Source organism: Martelella lutilitoris (assembly GCF_005924265.1).
Lineage (GTDB): Bacteria > Pseudomonadota > Alphaproteobacteria > Rhizobiales > Rhizobiaceae > Martelella > Martelella lutilitoris.
Window position 1 is genome coordinate 113,461 of the sequence record NZ_VCLB01000002.1, and the last position, 15,839, is coordinate 129,299.

Annotated in this window: 14 protein-coding genes; 5 read left to right on the top strand and 9 right to left on the bottom strand. The window is 63.9% G+C overall.

Annotation, left to right across the window (positions count from 1 at the left end):
• Window positions 1-117 precede the first annotated feature (117 nt).
• The 4 genes from FF124_RS03370 to FF124_RS03385 all read right to left on the bottom strand — a co-directional run bounded on the left by FF124_RS03370 (window position 118) and on the right by FF124_RS03385 (window position 3,985).
• The gene (locus FF124_RS03370) at window positions 118-921 is read right to left on the bottom strand and encodes a DeoR/GlpR family DNA-binding transcription regulator (protein ID WP_138747082.1); all 804 of its coding nucleotides are present in this window, start codon (window positions 919-921) and stop codon (window positions 118-120) included.
• A 48-nt stretch (window positions 922-969) separates the two neighbouring features.
• The gene (locus tag FF124_RS03375) at window positions 970-2,274 is read right to left on the bottom strand and encodes a TRAP transporter large permease (RefSeq protein WP_138747083.1); all 1,305 of its coding nucleotides are present in this window, start codon (window positions 2,272-2,274) and stop codon (window positions 970-972) included.
• A gap of 16 nt (window positions 2,275-2,290) precedes the next feature.
• Window positions 2,291-2,857, bottom strand: coding sequence for a TRAP transporter small permease (locus FF124_RS03380; protein ID WP_138747084.1), 567 nt, complete (start codon window positions 2,855-2,857; stop codon window positions 2,291-2,293).
• A gap of 111 nt (window positions 2,858-2,968) precedes the next feature.
• Window positions 2,969-3,985, bottom strand: coding sequence for a TRAP transporter substrate-binding protein (locus FF124_RS03385; RefSeq protein WP_138747085.1), 1,017 nt, complete (start codon window positions 3,983-3,985; stop codon window positions 2,969-2,971).
• Between the two features lie 302 nt (window positions 3,986-4,287).
• On the opposite strand from FF124_RS03385, the gene FF124_RS03390 reads away from it, so the two are divergent.
• The 5 genes from FF124_RS03390 (at window position 4,288) to FF124_RS03410 (ending at window position 10,568) form a co-directional block, all read left to right on the top strand.
• Window positions 4,288-5,004 (top strand): SDR family NAD(P)-dependent oxidoreductase, encoded by a 717-nt coding sequence (locus FF124_RS03390; RefSeq protein ID WP_138747086.1) that lies wholly within the window; start codon window positions 4,288-4,290, stop codon window positions 5,002-5,004.
• A gap of 10 nt (window positions 5,005-5,014) precedes the next feature.
• A complete protein-coding gene (locus tag FF124_RS03395) occupies window positions 5,015-6,331 on the top strand; it encodes an NAD(P)/FAD-dependent oxidoreductase (RefSeq protein WP_138747087.1) in 1,317 nt (438 codons plus the stop codon).
• A 37-nt stretch (window positions 6,332-6,368) separates the two neighbouring features.
• Window positions 6,369-8,417 (top strand): hydantoinase/oxoprolinase family protein, encoded by a 2,049-nt coding sequence (locus FF124_RS03400; RefSeq protein WP_138747088.1) that lies wholly within the window; start codon window positions 6,369-6,371, stop codon window positions 8,415-8,417.
• 3 nt (window positions 8,418-8,420) lie between these two features.
• Window positions 8,421-10,037 carry a hydantoinase B/oxoprolinase family protein gene (locus FF124_RS03405; protein WP_138747089.1) on the top strand — a complete coding sequence of 539 codons (1,617 nt, stop codon included), beginning with the start codon at window positions 8,421-8,423 and terminating at the stop codon, window positions 10,035-10,037.
• A 105-nt stretch (window positions 10,038-10,142) separates the two neighbouring features.
• Window positions 10,143-10,568, top strand: a complete 426-nt coding sequence (locus FF124_RS03410; protein WP_138747090.1) for a RidA family protein — start codon at window positions 10,143-10,145, stop codon at window positions 10,566-10,568.
• A gap of 315 nt (window positions 10,569-10,883) precedes the next feature.
• Here the strand turns inward: FF124_RS03410 and FF124_RS03415 are convergent, their stop codons facing one another.
• Genes FF124_RS03415 through FF124_RS03435 form a run of 5 tightly spaced genes read right to left on the bottom strand, consistent with a single transcriptional unit; the run spans window position 10,884 to window position 15,839 of the window.
• Window positions 10,884-11,606, bottom strand: a complete 723-nt coding sequence (locus tag FF124_RS03415; protein ID WP_138747091.1) for a GntR family transcriptional regulator — start codon at window positions 11,604-11,606, stop codon at window positions 10,884-10,886.
• A 12-nt stretch (window positions 11,607-11,618) separates the two neighbouring features.
• Window positions 11,619-12,764 carry a MalY/PatB family protein gene (locus tag FF124_RS03420; RefSeq protein WP_138747092.1) on the bottom strand — a complete coding sequence of 382 codons (1,146 nt, stop codon included), beginning with the start codon at window positions 12,762-12,764 and terminating at the stop codon, window positions 11,619-11,621.
• Window positions 12,764-13,534, bottom strand: a complete 771-nt coding sequence (locus FF124_RS03425) for an SDR family oxidoreductase (protein ID WP_138747093.1) — start codon at window positions 13,532-13,534, stop codon at window positions 12,764-12,766. The genes FF124_RS03420 and FF124_RS03425 overlap by 1 nt, the downstream gene beginning before the upstream one ends.
• The gene (locus FF124_RS03430) at window positions 13,534-14,460 is read right to left on the bottom strand and encodes a dihydrodipicolinate synthase family protein (RefSeq protein WP_138747094.1); all 927 of its coding nucleotides are present in this window, start codon (window positions 14,458-14,460) and stop codon (window positions 13,534-13,536) included. The genes FF124_RS03425 and FF124_RS03430 overlap by 1 nt, the downstream gene beginning before the upstream one ends.
• 11 nt (window positions 14,461-14,471) lie before the next feature.
• A complete protein-coding gene (locus tag FF124_RS03435) occupies window positions 14,472-15,839 on the bottom strand; it encodes a dihydroorotase (protein ID WP_138747095.1) in 1,368 nt (455 codons plus the stop codon).

A 15,839-nucleotide genomic window follows, 5' to 3' on the forward strand; every position in this document is an offset into this window, starting at 1 on the left:
GCTCCTGCCCCGCTGCAATTTGCGGAAATGGGACCGAAGGAGGTCATGAAGGCTGTTCGCTGCGCCCTCGAAACCGCTTCGGCGCGGTTCCGCGATTCGGAGAAAGGCGGAAACGATCTAGGACATCAGCGCCGTGATGAATTGAGGACCTGGGGACGGGAATTTGTCGATCTGTTCGCGCGCGAGGCCTTCATCGGTGATGATAGTGTCAATCGCTTCAATCGAGGCGGTCTTGTGCAGGGCGCGTTCCATGAAGCGGCTGGAATCGGCCATCAGGATGACCTTGTTGGCGGCGGCGATCATGGCGCGCTTCAACTGGACCAGTTCCAGGAGGGTTTCCGATACGCATTGCTCGTCGATCGCGGCTGCGGACATGAAGAACAAGTCGCAGCGAATGTCGGCGAGGAAACTCAAGCCCGGTTCGCCGAGCAGGCTGAACGAGCCGAAGCGGCACGCCCCGCCGGGCACGATCAGCTTGATGTTTGGCTTGTAGGTCAGCACCTTGGCGACATGGAGATCGTTGGTGATGATGGTCAGGGGAATGTCGAGGCCGGCGATCTCTTCCGCCAGCAGGTGACAGATGACGGCGCCGGTGTCGATCAGCAGGGCCTGATCGGGCTCGATGAAGCGCATCGCCTCGCGCACGATCCCCTGCTTCTCCTCCAGCGCCGTGCGGCGCGCAAGGTCCGTGGAGGGCTCGTAGGTCGCGCGCGAACGGATGCTGACGGCGCCGCCATGGGTGCGTTTGACGAGCCCTTCGGAGGCCAGCAGGTCAAGGTCGCGACGGATTGTCGATACGGAGATGCCGAACATGCGGGCCAGGTCCTGGCTGGTGCCGGCCTGGTTGTTCTTGAACCAGTCCACCAGTTGCTGGCGGCGCTCGGCGGGCAGGAGTTCTTCGCTGTTGGTCTCTTCGTTCAATGTCCGGCCTTCGGGTCGTCGATAGTGGAGATGCGTGCAACGCCGCCATCAAAGGGCGTTGGGCAACCAAAGCACAATCTGCGGGAATATCGCAAGCAGGGCGGTACCGATACACAACAGCAGAAAGAACGGCAAGGCGGCGCGCACGGTCTTGCCGATGGTTTCGCCTGTCAGCGCCTGCAGGATGAACAGGTTGAGGCCGACCGGCGGCGTAAGCGCGCTCATCTCGATCATGATGACGAGGTAGACGCCGAACCAGAGCGGATCGAAGCCGGCATGCACGATCAGCGGAACCGCGATCGGCACGGTCATGACAGTCATCGAGGTGCCGTCGAGGAACATGCCGAGGACGATATAGAGAACCGCGAGGATCAGCAGAACGCCATAGGGCGAGAGGTTCATCGCGGCGATGCTTTCGGTGATCAACGACGGCAGATGCATATAGGCGATCGCCGAGGACAGGAAGGCCGAGGCCGCGATCAGCATCAAGATCATCGAGGAGACCCGGATCGTGCTCTTCAGGCTGTCAATCATCAGTTGCCACGCGAACTGTCGGGTGACGAGCGTGATCACGATTGCGCCGAAAACGCCGACCGCGGCCGCCTCGGAGGGCGTTGCAATGCCGGTATAGATCGCGCCCAGCACAATCGTCATCAGAACCAGGATGGGCACGAGATCGAGAAGCCCCCTCCAGATCACGCTCCACGATACCGGCTCTCCGTGAGGCGGCGCTACGGAAGGACGGATGAGCGAGACAATTCCGATATAGCCGGAATAGAGCGCTGCCATCATCAGGCCCGGCAGAAGTCCTGCGGCGAAAAGTTTTGCGATCGAGACCTGCGCCAGGACGCCATAGACGATCATGGCGATGGAGGGCGGAATGAGCAGGCCGAAACTGCCGGCGCCGGCAAGTGAGCCCGAGGCAAGCGAGAGGTCATAGCCGCGCGCCTTCAGTTCCGGAATGGTGATCTTGCCGACCGTGGCGGTTGTTGCCGTGGAGGAGCCTGAGATTGCGGCGAAGATGGTGCAGCCGATGACATTGGTGTGGAGCAGGCCGCCTGGAACGCGGGATACGAGCGGCGAAAGGCCACGGAACAGGCGATTGGAAATATCCGTGCGGAAAATGATGTCGCCCATCCAGATGAAGATCGGGATCGCGGCGAGTTCCCACGAGACGGCGGAAGACGAGATGACCTTGGTGGCGATCGAGCCGATCCGGACCCAGTTGAAATCGAGCGCGAAATACATCGCGCCGGCGCCGACCAGCATCAGGCCGGCAAAAATCCACGTGCCGGCGCCGAGGAAGAGCACGAGCAGCAGCAGCAGCGTCAGCACGGACATTGAAACGGACATGGCTTGCGTTCCTCAGCTAGAGCGTCAGCGCGCGTTCGTCGGCATGGCCGACGGCGAGAAGCCTGAGGATCCGCACGATTACCTGAAACGCCATCAGAGACAGGCCGATCAGGAAAAAGCTCTCGGGGATCCACATCGGGATGGGGAGGTAGGTTTCGGAGACGGTGCCCCGGCTCCAGTTCTTGAAAACGGACTTCCACTGGTACCAGGCCAGGAAAACCATCAGCGCCTCGACGGCGACGAGCGTGAAGAACTCGCACATCCAGGACAGTTTCGGCCCGGCTCGATCGGTCAGGACCTTGACGCGGATCATGAAGCCTTCTTCCAGAGCCCAGGCCGCCGACAGGAAACCCACGGCGGCAACGCCGTTGCCGACCAGCGAGTCGGCCATGAAGGTCGACTTGGAAAAAACGCGCAGGCAGATTTCCAGAAGCGTGAAGGCTGTCATCAGGACCAGGATGCAGGCGGCAATGAAGGCCGCAGTGCGATTGAGGATGGTCGAGGCATGGGCGATCAGCCGCAGCCATTGTGGGTCGTCCGTCGCCTCGGAGCGGTGATGTGAATGCGGTTCTTCAAGCGCCATGATCGTCTCCGCTACAGCGGGCGATCACGGCCTTCGTGCCACAGGCCCGCTGAATGAAATGATTCACGCGGCCCGCCATCTTTGAAAGGGCGAGCCGCGGGAGGAGAGATATCAGCCTGCCTTCAGCGCATCAAACTGCGCCAGCACGTCGCTGCCGCGCGAACCGGTCTTGGTCGCCCATTCCTCGCGCACGGCCGTGCCGGCGGCGTTCAGCGTTGCGAAGACGTCATCCGGCACATCGGCGGCGGTGGTTACGGTCATGCCGTGGTCGCGCAGGATCTTGTAGGACGCCTCGATGCTGTCGGTCATGATCTGCCAGTTATAGGCGTCGCAGGCATCCGTCAGGCCGAGCATGGCGTCCTGAACGTCCTTCGGCAGGGCGTCGAAGGCATCCCTGTTCACGTGGCACATGAACAGGCCCATGGCGTAGTTCAGTTCGGTGAAATCACTGAGATAGTCCCAGAGCGAAAGCTGCACGCCGCCATCGGCGGAGGTGAGCACCGCGTCGATTGCGCCGGTCGAAAGCTGGGGGATCAGGTCGGACCAGGCAATCTGCAGCGGCGCGGCGCCGGCTTTCATCAACGTCTGCGTGCCGTTGACGTCATAGGTGCGGATGCGCAGGCCGTTGAGCGCATCCATCGACGTGATCGCCCGGTCGGCGAAGATGCCGGAGGGCGGGTTCGGCATGGCCCAAAGCAGCACCATGTTGTTGTCCGCGAAGATCTTTTCATATTCCGGCCGGGCCGCCTGCCAGAGGAGATAGGCCTCTTTCGGCGTCTTCGCGATGAAGGGCAGGGAGGACAGGTTGAACAGCGGATCGATGCCGCCGAGCTGGGTCATCAGCGTCACGGCGGTCTGGACGGCGCCATCCTGTACGGCGTCGAACTGGTCCGCAGACTTGTAGCCGAGCGCGCCGCCGCCCTGATAAGTGATGGCGATCTGGTCGCCGACCTTCTTCTGCAGCTCGGTCAGGAAGTATTTCGACGCCTTGCCGGAGAGCGCGTCGGCATTGTACTCGTCCGCCATGTCCCAGCGAACTGCGGAGGCGGCAAAGGCACGATTGCCAAGGGCGCCGATCGCGCCGGCAAGGGCAGCATTGCGCATCAGCGCACGTCTTGTGATGGTCATTCTGTTCCCCTTTCGTAAGGCTTCGCGCCCGCCCGCTTTGGTCGGGCACCGAGACGTTTTCGTTTCTTCGGATTTGTCAAAGTAAGCAGCCTCATCCAAAGCTGTCAATTAAAAATGCATAAAAGATCACGCTTTTTGCTCAATATCATGGATTGCAACGCCAATTACTGCATTTTTTGATCAATTTTTTGGTTTCATGCCGATTGTCAACCGTCATTTTATGGCATATCAATCATAAAACATCATATAGACGCATAAAGCGGCGGTCGATTTCCGCATAACGTTGCAAGAGAATTTGATAAATGTACACTTCATCACAGAGCGCACCGGTCATCATGGTATCCGGCGCCAATCGCGGCATCGGCGCGGCGATCGTCCGGGACCTTCTTCAGCACGGCTACCGGCTTTCGCTCGGCGCGCGCGATGTTGCCAAGCTCGAGGCCGCGTTCGGCGCACCCGGAGAGATGCTGCGCTATCACCGCTTCGATGCCTTTGAGCCTGAGACGGCGAAAGCGTGGGTCGATGCCACGGCTGCGGATTTCGGCCGCATCGACGGCCTCGTCAACAATGCCGGAAGCGGCGAGCAGGTGCTGCTTACCGACGACAATGAAGAGGCGCTGGACCGGCTCTGGGCCGTCAACGTCAAGGCGCCGCTGCGGCTGACGCGCCTCTGCCTGCCGCATCTGGAAGAAACGGGTCGCGGGCGGATCGTCAACATCGTCTCGATGTCGGGAAAACGCGTGCGCAACGGCTTCGTCGGTTACAACATGACCAAGTTCGCGGTGATGGGCCTCACACACACGACCCGTCACGTCGCCTGGGAAAAGGGTGTGCGCGCCACTGCGATCTGCCCGAGCTTCGTGCGCACCGAGATGAGTTCCTACACCAGCAAGGTCAAGCCTGAGGACATGATCCAGCCGGAAACCATGGCCGAACTGGTGCGCACCGCAATCGAGCTTCCCAACAATGCGGCGATGGCGGAAATGCTGGTCAATTGTCGCCTTGAAGACATGCTCTGAGGATTGCGCCATGCCGGTTCCGAATTTGCAACGTCCGGGCTTTTCGTCTCCCCTGCCTGCAAGCGCCGATGTCGTCGTCATCGGCGGCGGCATTGCCGGGGTCACGACCGCCCTGTTCCTGGCCGAGGCCGGGGTCAATGTCGTTCTCTGCGAGAAGGGCACGGTTGCCGCCGAGCAGAGCTCGCGCAACTGGGGCTGGGTGCGGCAGATGGGACGCGACCCCGCCGAATTGCCGCTGACGATCGAGAGCCTCAATCTCTGGCGCGATATCGACCGTCGCTTCGGCATTAAGACCGGCTTCCGCGAAACCGGCATCACCTATGTCTGCCGCACCAAGGCGGAAATCGCCGAATTCACCGCCTGGGAGAAATATGGCCGCGAGGCCGGTATGCCCTCGACGCTTCTCGATTCCGCCGGCCTGCAGAAACTGCTGCCGGGCATTGCCGCGCAATACACGCTGGGGCTTCATACCGCCAATGACGGGCGCGCCGAGCCGGAACAGGCCGTACCGCAAATGGTATTCGCCGCCGTGCGCCTCGGCGCAACGATCATCGAAAGCTGTGCGGTGCGCGGGATCGAGACGGCCGGCGGGCGCACCAGCGGCGTTGTCACCGAAAAGGGCACGATCGCGACATCGAGCGTCGTCGTCGCGGCGGGCGCCTGGTCGCGTCTCTTCCTCGGCAATCTCGGGCTCGATTTCCCGCAGTTGAAGCTTCTCGGAACGGCCGCGCGGATCGAAAGCGAGGGCGCAGTGCCTGAGATGCCGGTCGGCGGCGGAAACTTCTCATTCCGCAGGCGTCTCGACGGCGGCTACACCATCGCCCAGCGCAATGCCAATGTCGCGCCGATCACGCCCGACAGTTTTCGCTTGTTTTTCGATTTCCTGCCGACGCTTCTGACGAGCTGGCGGGAGCTGAAGCTGCGCGTCAACGGCCAGACGATGAGCGAACTGAAGATGGCGCGCCGCTGGTCGCTCGATCAGGTCACACCGTTCGAAACGATCAGGACGCTTGATCCGCTTCCGCATGCGCCCTTCAACAACAATGCGGTCCGCAACCTGACACGCGCCTTTCCGGCCTTCGCCGATGCCCGCCTGACCCATAGCTGGGCCGGCATGATCGATGCGACGCCGGACGCGATCCCGGTGATCGGCCCGATTGCGGCCGTCCCTGGGCTCTATTTGTCATCGGGCTTTTCCGGCCATGGCTTCGGCAGCGGACCGGGCGCCGGCCGGCTGATGGCCGAGATCGTCCGCAATGAAAAAACCTGCGTTGATCCGGCGCCTTTCCGGTATGAACGCTTTTCGAAGACTGCCAAGGCCGCCTGAAGAGCGGCGCGACGGCAATAACCAAAGGGAACATGACATGGCCTGGAGAATCGGCGTCGATTCCGGCGGAACATTCACCGACGTCTGCCTCTTCAATGATGAGACCGGAGCAATCGAGATCTGGAAGGTTTCCTCCACCCCGGACGATCCGTCGCGGGCCATCGCCCAAGGTGTGGTGGAAGGACTGGAAAAGGTCGGCGCGAAAGCCGCCGATCTCGCCTTTCTCGGCCACGGCACGACCGTGGCGACCAACGCGCTGATCGAGCTGCGCGGCGTCAAGACCGGCCTCGTCGTCTCGGACGGGTTCCGTGACCTGCTTGAGATCGGCCGCCAGAAGCGTCCGAACCTCTACGACATGTTCGCCGAAAAGCCGGAACAGCTCGTCACCCGCGACCTGCGCCGGGAAGTGCCCGAACGGCTGAAGGCGGACGGCAGCGCTGCCCTGCCGCTGGATGAAGACGCGCTGCGCGAAGCCTTCCGCGCGCTTGCCGCCGAGGATATCAAGGCGCTGGCGATCTGCTTCCTCTATGGCTTCCTCAACACCGCGCATGAGGAGCGCGCGCTTGAGATCGCAGCGGAAGAACTGCCGGATGTCTTCGTCTCCGCCTCCCACGCCGTCGCGCCCGAATTCCGCGAATATGAGCGGCTCTCGACCACCGTGGTCAACGCCTATCTCGGCCCTGTGATGCAGCGCTATATCCGAAGGCTGAAGGATCGCCTCTCTGACATCGGCCTGAAGGTCGCGCCGCAACTGACCCAGTCGAATGGCGGCGTCATCGGTTTCGATCAGGCAAGCAACCTGCCGGTGCGCACCGTGCTCTCCGGTCCCTCGACCGGCGTCGTCGGCGCCCAGGCGATCGGCCGGATGGCCGGCTTTGCCAACATCATCACCTTCGATGTCGGCGGCACCTCGTCCGATGTGGCGCTGCTGCAGAACGGCGTCTGCCAGCTCACCGGCGAGGCCGATGTCCATGGCTATCCGATCAAGGCGCCGATGCTCGATATCCACACGGTCGGCGCAGGCGGCGGCTCGATCGCCCATGTGGATACCGGCGGCCTCCTGAAGGTCGGCCCGCGTTCGGCCGGCGCCCATCCGGGGCCGGTCTGCTACGGGCTCGGCAATGAGGAGCCGACGGTGACCGATGCCAATATCGTGCTGCAGACCCTGAACCCGGTCGAAATTCTCGGCGGCCGCATGAAGGTGCGGCACGATCTGGCGCTCGCTTCGATCCAGCGGCTCGCCGACCGGCTCGGCGTCGGCGTGATGGAAACCGCGCAGGGCATCATCTCGGTCGTCACCGCCAATATGGCGAAGGCGATCCGGGTGATCTCGGTCCAGCGCGGCCATGACCCGCGCGATTATGCGCTGATGGCCTTCGGCGGCGCGGGTCCGCTGCATGCCGCCCGTCTTGCGCGTGAACTGGACATGGCGAGAGTGATCGTGCCGCTGACGCCCGGAACGCTCTGCGCGCTTGGCCTTCTCCTTACCGACCTGCGCTCCGATTTCGCCCTGTCGCGGCTGATGGAGCTTTCCGACGCCGCCCGCCCCGCGCTGGAAGACGGTTTTGCCGCGCTTGCCGAACAGGCCGATGTCTGGTTCGCGGCGGAAAACATTGCCGCCGATCGCCGCGTGATCACCCGTACGGTGGACATGCGCTATGCCGGGCAGAATTACGAGCTTTCGGTCACGGTTCCGGCCGGACCAATCACGGCGGAGACCTTTGCGGCGCTTGAAAAGGGCTTCGAGGCGGCGCATCGCCAGCGCTTCGGCTTCATCGCCGAGGGCGAGCCGATCCAGCTCGTCACCCTGCGCGTCGAAGCCGCCGGCATCGTCGACAAGGCCGAGTTCCAGAAACAGGACGATCACGGCCCTGATGCCGCGGGCGCGAAGATCGGCGAGCGTGATGTATGGATGTCGGAAGCCGGCGGTTTCGTCACCTGCCCGGTCTATGAGCGCAGCCTGCTGAAGGCCGGCAATGTCATTGCCGGCCCGGCCATTGTCGAACAGATGGACACAACCACGGTGCTGCTGCCGGAGATGACCGGCACGGTTGACCCTTACCTCAATCTCATCCTGGAGGTTTGAACGATGACCACGATTGATCCCATCACGGTAGAAGTCATCGGCTCGGCGTTGCAGTCCATCGTCGAGGAGATGGGCGAGGCGCTGGTGCGCGCCTCCTATTCCACCAACATCAAGGAGCGCCGCGACTGCTCGACCGCCCTCTTCGACCGCCACGGCAACACGCTTTGCCAGGCCGAGCATATCCCGATGCATCTCGGCTCCTTCCTCGGCGTTATCGGCGCGATCTATGGCCGGTTCAAGCTGGACGACATCAAGCCGGGCGATGTGTTCATGGCCAACGACGCCTATGCCGGCGGCGCGACCCATCTGCCCGACATCGTGCTCGCCGAACCGATCTTCGTCGATGGCACGCTGGTGGCCTGGGCGGTCAACACCGCCCACCACTCGGATTTTGCCGATCGCGGCCACGAGCATATCTACCAGGAGGGGCTTCGCATCCCGCCGGTCCGGCTTTATCGCGAAGGCGTGCTGAACCAGGACCTGCAGGAAATGTTCCTGCTCAACTGCCAGGTCCCGCGCGAGCGGCTCTCCGACCTCAGGGCCCAGATGTCGGCCAACCGGCTCGCCGTTCAGCGGATGCAGGACCTCTGCGTCAAATACACGACCGAGAAGGTTCTGGCCGCCGGCGAGGCGCTTCAGGATTATGCCGAGCGCAAGATGCGCGCCGGCATTGCCGAAATTCCCGACGGCACCTACAGCTTCTCCGACCAGTTCGATTCGAACCAGCGCGCCGATCGGATCGAACTTTCGGTCGAGATCACCATTGCCGGCGAGGAGATGACGCTCGCCTTCGACGGTCCGCCGCAGCTTCGCGCCGGGCTGAACCTGATCTACACCTCGCTGCTGGCGGCGAGCTATTTCGCGGTGAAATCGGTGGTCGATCCGACGATCCTGCCCAATGCCGGCCTTGCCCGTCCGCTGACGGTGACCGCGCCGAAGGGCTCGATCCTCAACTGCGAACATCCGGCGGCCGTCGATGGCCGTATCGCCGCTGCGCAGCGGGTCTGCGACCTCGTCTATGGCGCGCTCGCCAAGGCGCTTCCGGGCAAGGTCATGGCGGCCGGAAACGGCTGCTGCACCGGCGCGATCTTCAACGGCACCCATGAGGACGGCTCGATCTGGGTCTATCTCGAAACCATCGGCGGCGGCGGCGGCGCGCGGCCGTCTTCCGACGGGCTTTCGGGCATCCATGTCAGCCTCACCAACACCTCCAACCTGCCGGTGGAATCGCTGGAGCTCGAATATCCTTTGACGCTGCTGCGCTACGAACTCGTGGATGATTCCGCCGGCGCCGGCACCTATCGCGGCGGCATGGGCGTGCGCCGGGTCTACCGGGCGGAAAAGGCCTGCCGTTTCACCGTCGAGGGCTCGCGCGTGGCCTCCGAGCCCTGGGGCCTTGATGGCGGCACCTCGGCGCGGGGCACCGTGCTCGACTTCGGCGACGGCCGCAGTGATTTCTCGGGCATGGTCGACCTGAAACCCGGCCAGATCGTCTCGATCACCACCCCCGGCGGCGGCGGCTACGGCGATCCGGCGGCGCGCGACCCGGCGGCCGTCCGGCGCGACCTCGCCGAAGGGCGCATCAGCGCAGAAGCGGCGGAGCGCTTCTACAAGCAGTAGCCGCCCCGCCGGCCTCTCATCCGATTTCTATCCTTACCGCAGGCAGCCTCGCCTGCGGACACTCTTCCTTTGTCCCTCTCAAACCGCAACAGAACAGGAAAAACCATGGTCAAGATCACCAAAGTCAAATCCGGCTCCATCTTCGAAACCAAGGAAAGCTATTCGCGCATCGTCTGCGTGGACGACTGGATCTTCGTGTCCAACACCGCCGGCCGCAACTACAAGACCCGCGAAATGTCGACCGATCCGGTGGAACAAGCCCGCCAGTGCTTCGACAATATCGAAGGCGCGCTGAAGTCGGTCGATTCCTGCCTCGCCGACGTCGTCCAGTCGAAGATCTTCATCCCTTACGTCGACGATGCCAAGGCGGTGATGGAATATGTCGGAGAGCGCTTCCGCGGCATCGACCCGCAGCGCACCGTCACCTGCTCGCCGCTCGGCGCGCCGGATTTCAAGGTCGAGATCGAAGTCACCGCCTATCGCGGCGCCTCGAAAGCCGAGGTTGAGGAAATCACTATCTCGCTCGGCTGAGCTGCCGCATATGTCTGGCCGGGCTGGCCTGGTCGACGCCAGGCCAGACGCTCCATCAACCTTTGCGCCATGAGCGTGAAGGTTGACAGGGTATAAGTCGCAGATAAGACCGCTCGGCGAAATCAGGCGGCGCGCCACTGCGGCGTACGCTTCCTTGACCAGAACGGCGAATGGCCGTCCGTTGTTTCGGCTGCATGATCCTTTGGCCAGGTCGCGGCCGGGCGGTCACGGGCCCCGATGGTCGGCTTTCTTTCCGTTCCGCCCCGGGCTATCGAAAAAAAACGGATTCCACTTCTCGTCCGCCGCGCGAGGATGTCACAGCACAAGCGGCGATTCATCGTCGGCGATCAGGGCGCGAAGCAGACCCCTTCGGGTGTTGTCCGTGTGCTGGATGATCGCCTCGCGGGTCGCATCGCCGTCGCGGGCGCGAAGGCCGGCGACGATGCGGGCGTGGTCGGCGGAGGTTTCCGGGTTTACGTCGCGGATGGTTGCACCCATGTGGAAGAGCCGGGTGGATTCCTCGAGATAGGAATCGATCAGCGTCGCAAGACGCGGCACGCGCGCGCCGGCGGCAATCGCGGCATGAAAATCATTGTTGGCCTTGATGAAGGCCGCGATGGTCGGTTCTTCGTCCGGCACGTATTGTGCGACCGATAGCGCCTCGATCCTGTCGAGTTCCTCGTCGGTCAGGCGGGCGGCCGCCAACTCTCCGGCCACGCCTTCAAGCGCCTTGCGCACCGTGAATACGTCGTTGACGCTCTTCACCGTGACGGCGGTCACTCGATAGCCGCGCCGGGGAAAGGCTTCCACCAGCCCTTCGAGCGTTAGGCGCGCCAACGCCTCGCGCACCGGCGTCTTGCTCATCGCGAGCCTTTCGGCCAGTTCCTGTTCACCGATTTCCGCTCCCGGTTGCAACCGGCAGGTAATGATCTCGGCGCGCAGCAGGTCATAGGCCTGCGCCGTCAGCGATTTCGACTTATCCTGCTGTGTGCCGTTCTTGCGAACGCCCGCCTTCGTTTCGCTCTTGCCGCGCGCCATTGCCACCCCCGGTTACCTCTGTTCCAGCGCCTTTGCCATACGCGCGAGCGCTTCGGCAAGGGTCTCTTTTGCACATGCGAAATTCAGGCGGACCCAGTTTTCAAGCCCCGGGCCGAAATCCGACCCGCCGCTGAGACCGACGCGGGCATGCGTGAGTAGCCAGTCCGCCGCCGGCGCATCAAGTGCATAAGCGGAAAGATCGACCCATGCGAGAAAGCTCGCTTCGGCCGGCAGAACCTTGGCCTTTGGCAGGGTGGCGGCAACAAAGGATTGCAGCATATCGCGATTTTCCGCAATCGTCGCCCGAACCCCATCGCGCCATTCGGCGCCATCGCGATAGGCCGCCTCCATGGCGGCAAGCCCGAGGATGTTGACGCTGTCGACCAGCCCCTTCTTCGCGCCCATGAAAGCGGCCCGAAGCTTTTCATCGGCGATCACGGCAAAGGCCGCCTTAAGCCCGGCGATGTTCCAGGTCTTGCTCGCAGCCATCAGGGTGATCGTGCGTGCCTCGATCGCCTTCGACAGCGATGCGACCGGAACATGCGCGCGGCCATCGAGCGTCAGGCCGCAATGGATCTCGTCCGACACCAGCACCATGTCGTGGCGGATGCAGAGTTCGGCCCTGAGCGCCAGTTCGTCGCGCGTATAAACGCGCCCGGTCGGGTTCTGCGGATTGCAGAGCAGCATCAGTCTCGAGCGCGCGGCGGCCTCTTCGAGGGCTTTCTCATTCGAGACCCACCGGCCATCGCCGGACGGGCTTTGCCAGACGGCGGCGGTCGTCAATCCCCAGGTGTCCGGTGCGGTCCTGAGCGGCTTGTAGACAGGATATTCCTGCATCACCGTGTCGCCGGGCGCGGTGAAGGCGTTGAGCGCCATGTTGAAGCCCGGCTCCACGCCCGGCAGGAACACCAGCCATTCGGGCGCGACATGCCAGCCATATTCGGCCGCAAGCGCCGCAACCAGCGTCTCGCGTAGGCTGTCGGTCGCAGCGCCGTAGCCGAGCACCGGATGGGCGAGGCGCCTTTCGATGGCGGCGATGATTTCCGGTGCAACGGCGAAATCCATGTCGGCGACCGGCAGCGGAATGACGTCGGGCCCGAAGGCCCGCCACTTGTTGGCATCGCTGCCGCGCCGGTCGACGGAGACGATCTGTGTCATCACAGGCTCCGGATCATGCCGCCATCGGCGCGGATCATCGAACCGGTGATGAAGCTGGCCTGCGCGGACGCGAGGAAGGCGACGATCGCGGCAAACTCCTCCGGCCGGCCGTAACGGCCCGCGGGGATGGTCTTGCGGGAGGCCTCGCGCACGGCTTCCACGCTCTCGCCGGTTTTGGCGGCCTTGCCGGCGTCGAGTTCGGCCACGCGGTCGGTCGCGATCCGGCCGGGCAGCACCATGTTGACGGTGATGCCCTTGTCGGCGACTTCGCCCGCAAGCGTCTTCGACCAGCCGGCCATGGCGCCGCGCACGCCGTTCGACAGCGCCAGATTGGGGATCGGTGCCTCGATGCCAGACGAACCGATGGTGATGACGCGGCCCCAGCCCTTGTCGCTCATGCTGGAAAGCGCCGCATCGGTCAGTTCGAAGACGGGCGTAGCCATGGCGGCAAAGGCCGCCTGCCATGCGGCGGCGGACTGACCGCGCGCAGGTCCGGCTTTGGGGCCACCGCAATTGTTGACGAGAATATCGACCGGCTCGCTGGCAAGACGGTCCTTCATTGCCGCAACCGATTGCGTGTCTTCGAGATCAAGCGTGACGGCCGTGATCCGCGCGGCAATCTCGGGAGAAAGCCCATCGGGCAGCGCGCCCGAGCGCGAGGCAGCGATCACGGTTGCGCCTTCTTCCGCGAGAAGGGCTGCACAGGCGGCGCCAAGACCGCGGCTTGCGCCGATCACCAGCGCGTGTTTTCCGGAAAGCTTGAAATCCATCAGCCGATCTCCTTCAGTCTTTTTGTCTGTCTTTCGATGAGGCGTTCAACCTCGGCAATCGCGGCCGGCGCCAGTCCGGCGCCGGGCTTGCGCAGGGCCGCGGAGGCAATCGCGCCGCGCTTGACGAGCGCATATTTGCGCACGGCGAGGCCGAGACCCGGCTGCTGCTCGTAGCGCACCAGCGGCAGATAGGCGTCGAAAATATCCTGAGCCCGGTCCATGTCGCCGGCGTCCGCAAGTGCCACGACATCCGCCATCATTTCCGGATAGCCGAAGCCGGTCATCGCGCCATCGGCGCCGCGCGCCATCTCTTCCGGCAGGAACACGCCGCCATTGCCGCAGAGGATCGAAATCCGGCGGCGGCCCTTGCTTTCGGCATCGCGCAGCGCCGAGATCTTGGCGAGGCCCGGCCAATCCTCATGCTTCAGCATGACGATCTGGTCGTTTTCCTCGATGATTCGGCCCATCAGCGGCACGGAGATCTGCACGCCCGTCGACAGCGGGAAATCCTGCAGCACGACCGGCACGCCATCGCCTGCGGCAGCGCAGGCCTGGCTGTAATAGGTTGTGATCTGCTCGTCGGTCCGGAGGCTTCCGGGCGGGGCGATCATCACACCCGCGGCACCCCTATCCATTACCGCCTTCGAAAGCTCGGAAATCGCGGCAAGGCCCGGGGCCGAGACGCCGGCGACCACCGGCGTCTTGCCGGCGCGGCTGATGACGCGCGCGACGATTTCGCGCGCTTCCGCCTGCGTCAGCTTCGGCGCCTCGCCCATCATGCCGAGTACGGTAATGCCGGTCGCGCCCTTTTCGAGATAGAAGTCGGTGACGCGGTCGAGACTGTCGAAATCGACATCGCCGTTGTCGTGAAACGGGGTGACCGAGATCACGTAGACGCCCTTGGCGTCGTTGGTCAGAAGGCTCATATCCGAGATCCTCAGTTGCCGAACCAGCAATCGGCGCCGCGGGCGACATAGCGCCCCGAGCCCTGCCGGCCGGTGATGGTGGTGCCATCAAAGCCGCATGCACCACGCAGATAGGTGGCCGCGACCTTGACCGTGAAGGTATCGCCATGGAAGGGCGACCAGTTCAGACCGTCATGGGCCTTTGCCTCATCCCAGATGAAGGCGCCCTGTTCCAGAATGGCGAAATCCGCATCCATGCCGACGCGGATCGCGCCCTTGCGGTCCGAGATGCCGAAGAAGGCGGCCGGACGCTCCGAGAGCTGCTCGGCGGCGAGCATGGCGGCATCGAGCCCGCGCGCTTCCGCGGCCGTGAAGAAGGCGGGAAGCAGGGTTTCGAGCCCCGGCACGCCGGCGCCGGCATCGAAGATCGAGGCCGTCAGCTTGCCGTCGATGGGCCAGCTCGAATGGTCCGACGAGGTGAAGGCCACAAGCCCGTCAACGATCGCATCCCAGAGATTGTCGACCTCGCCGGGGCGGATCGGCGGATTGACCTTCATGCGCGGGCCGAGCCTCATCCCATCGCGGGCGGCATCGAACCAGAGATAGTGCATGCAGGTTTCCCCCGTGGCGCGCACGCCGAGATCGGCGAAGGCGCCGACCTGCGAGAAGCCTTCGCCGCTCGACAGATGCACCGGATGGGCATGCGCCCCGGTTGCCTGGGCGAGTGCCAGGAACTGGGCGGTCGCCGAAAGCTCGGCGGCCACGGGCCGGGCGGTGGAATGGGCGTTGATGCCGTTTTCGCCGGCCGCCCGGGCGCGCGCCATGCGGGCGAGCACAATCTCCTGATCCTCGTTGTGGAGGCCGAGCGGCAGGTTGGTGGGCGCAAGCTTTTCCATGATGTCGAGCATCAACGCGGCATTGATCCTCGGAAACCGCGTCGGCGAACTCTCGAACGAGGAGATCTTGAAGGCGACAACGCCGCCCGCGATCAGCGCGTCGATATGGTTCGTGCCGGTCTCGGCGGTGACCGTTCCATAAAGCGCGATATCGGCGTGGCTGTACGCGGCGATCGCTTCGACCTTGGCCGCAAGCCGTTCGGGCCGGTCGAGCGGGAGCGGATTGTCGAACGGCATGTCGACCAGCGTGGTGACGCCGCCGGCAATCGCCGAGCGGGTGGTGTCGCCGATGCCCTCAAGCCCCTTGGCGCTGGTGGCGTGGGTCTGGCCGTCGATCACGCCAGGCATGATCAGGCGCTCGCCGTAATCGACGGTTTCAGCCGCCTCCGGTGGGGTGGTCGTGCTGTCGCCGATCGCCGCGATCTTGCCGTCACGCACGGCGATCCAGCCGCCTTCGATGGCGGCAAGCGGGGTGACGACGGTTCCGCGCAGTATGAGGTCCAT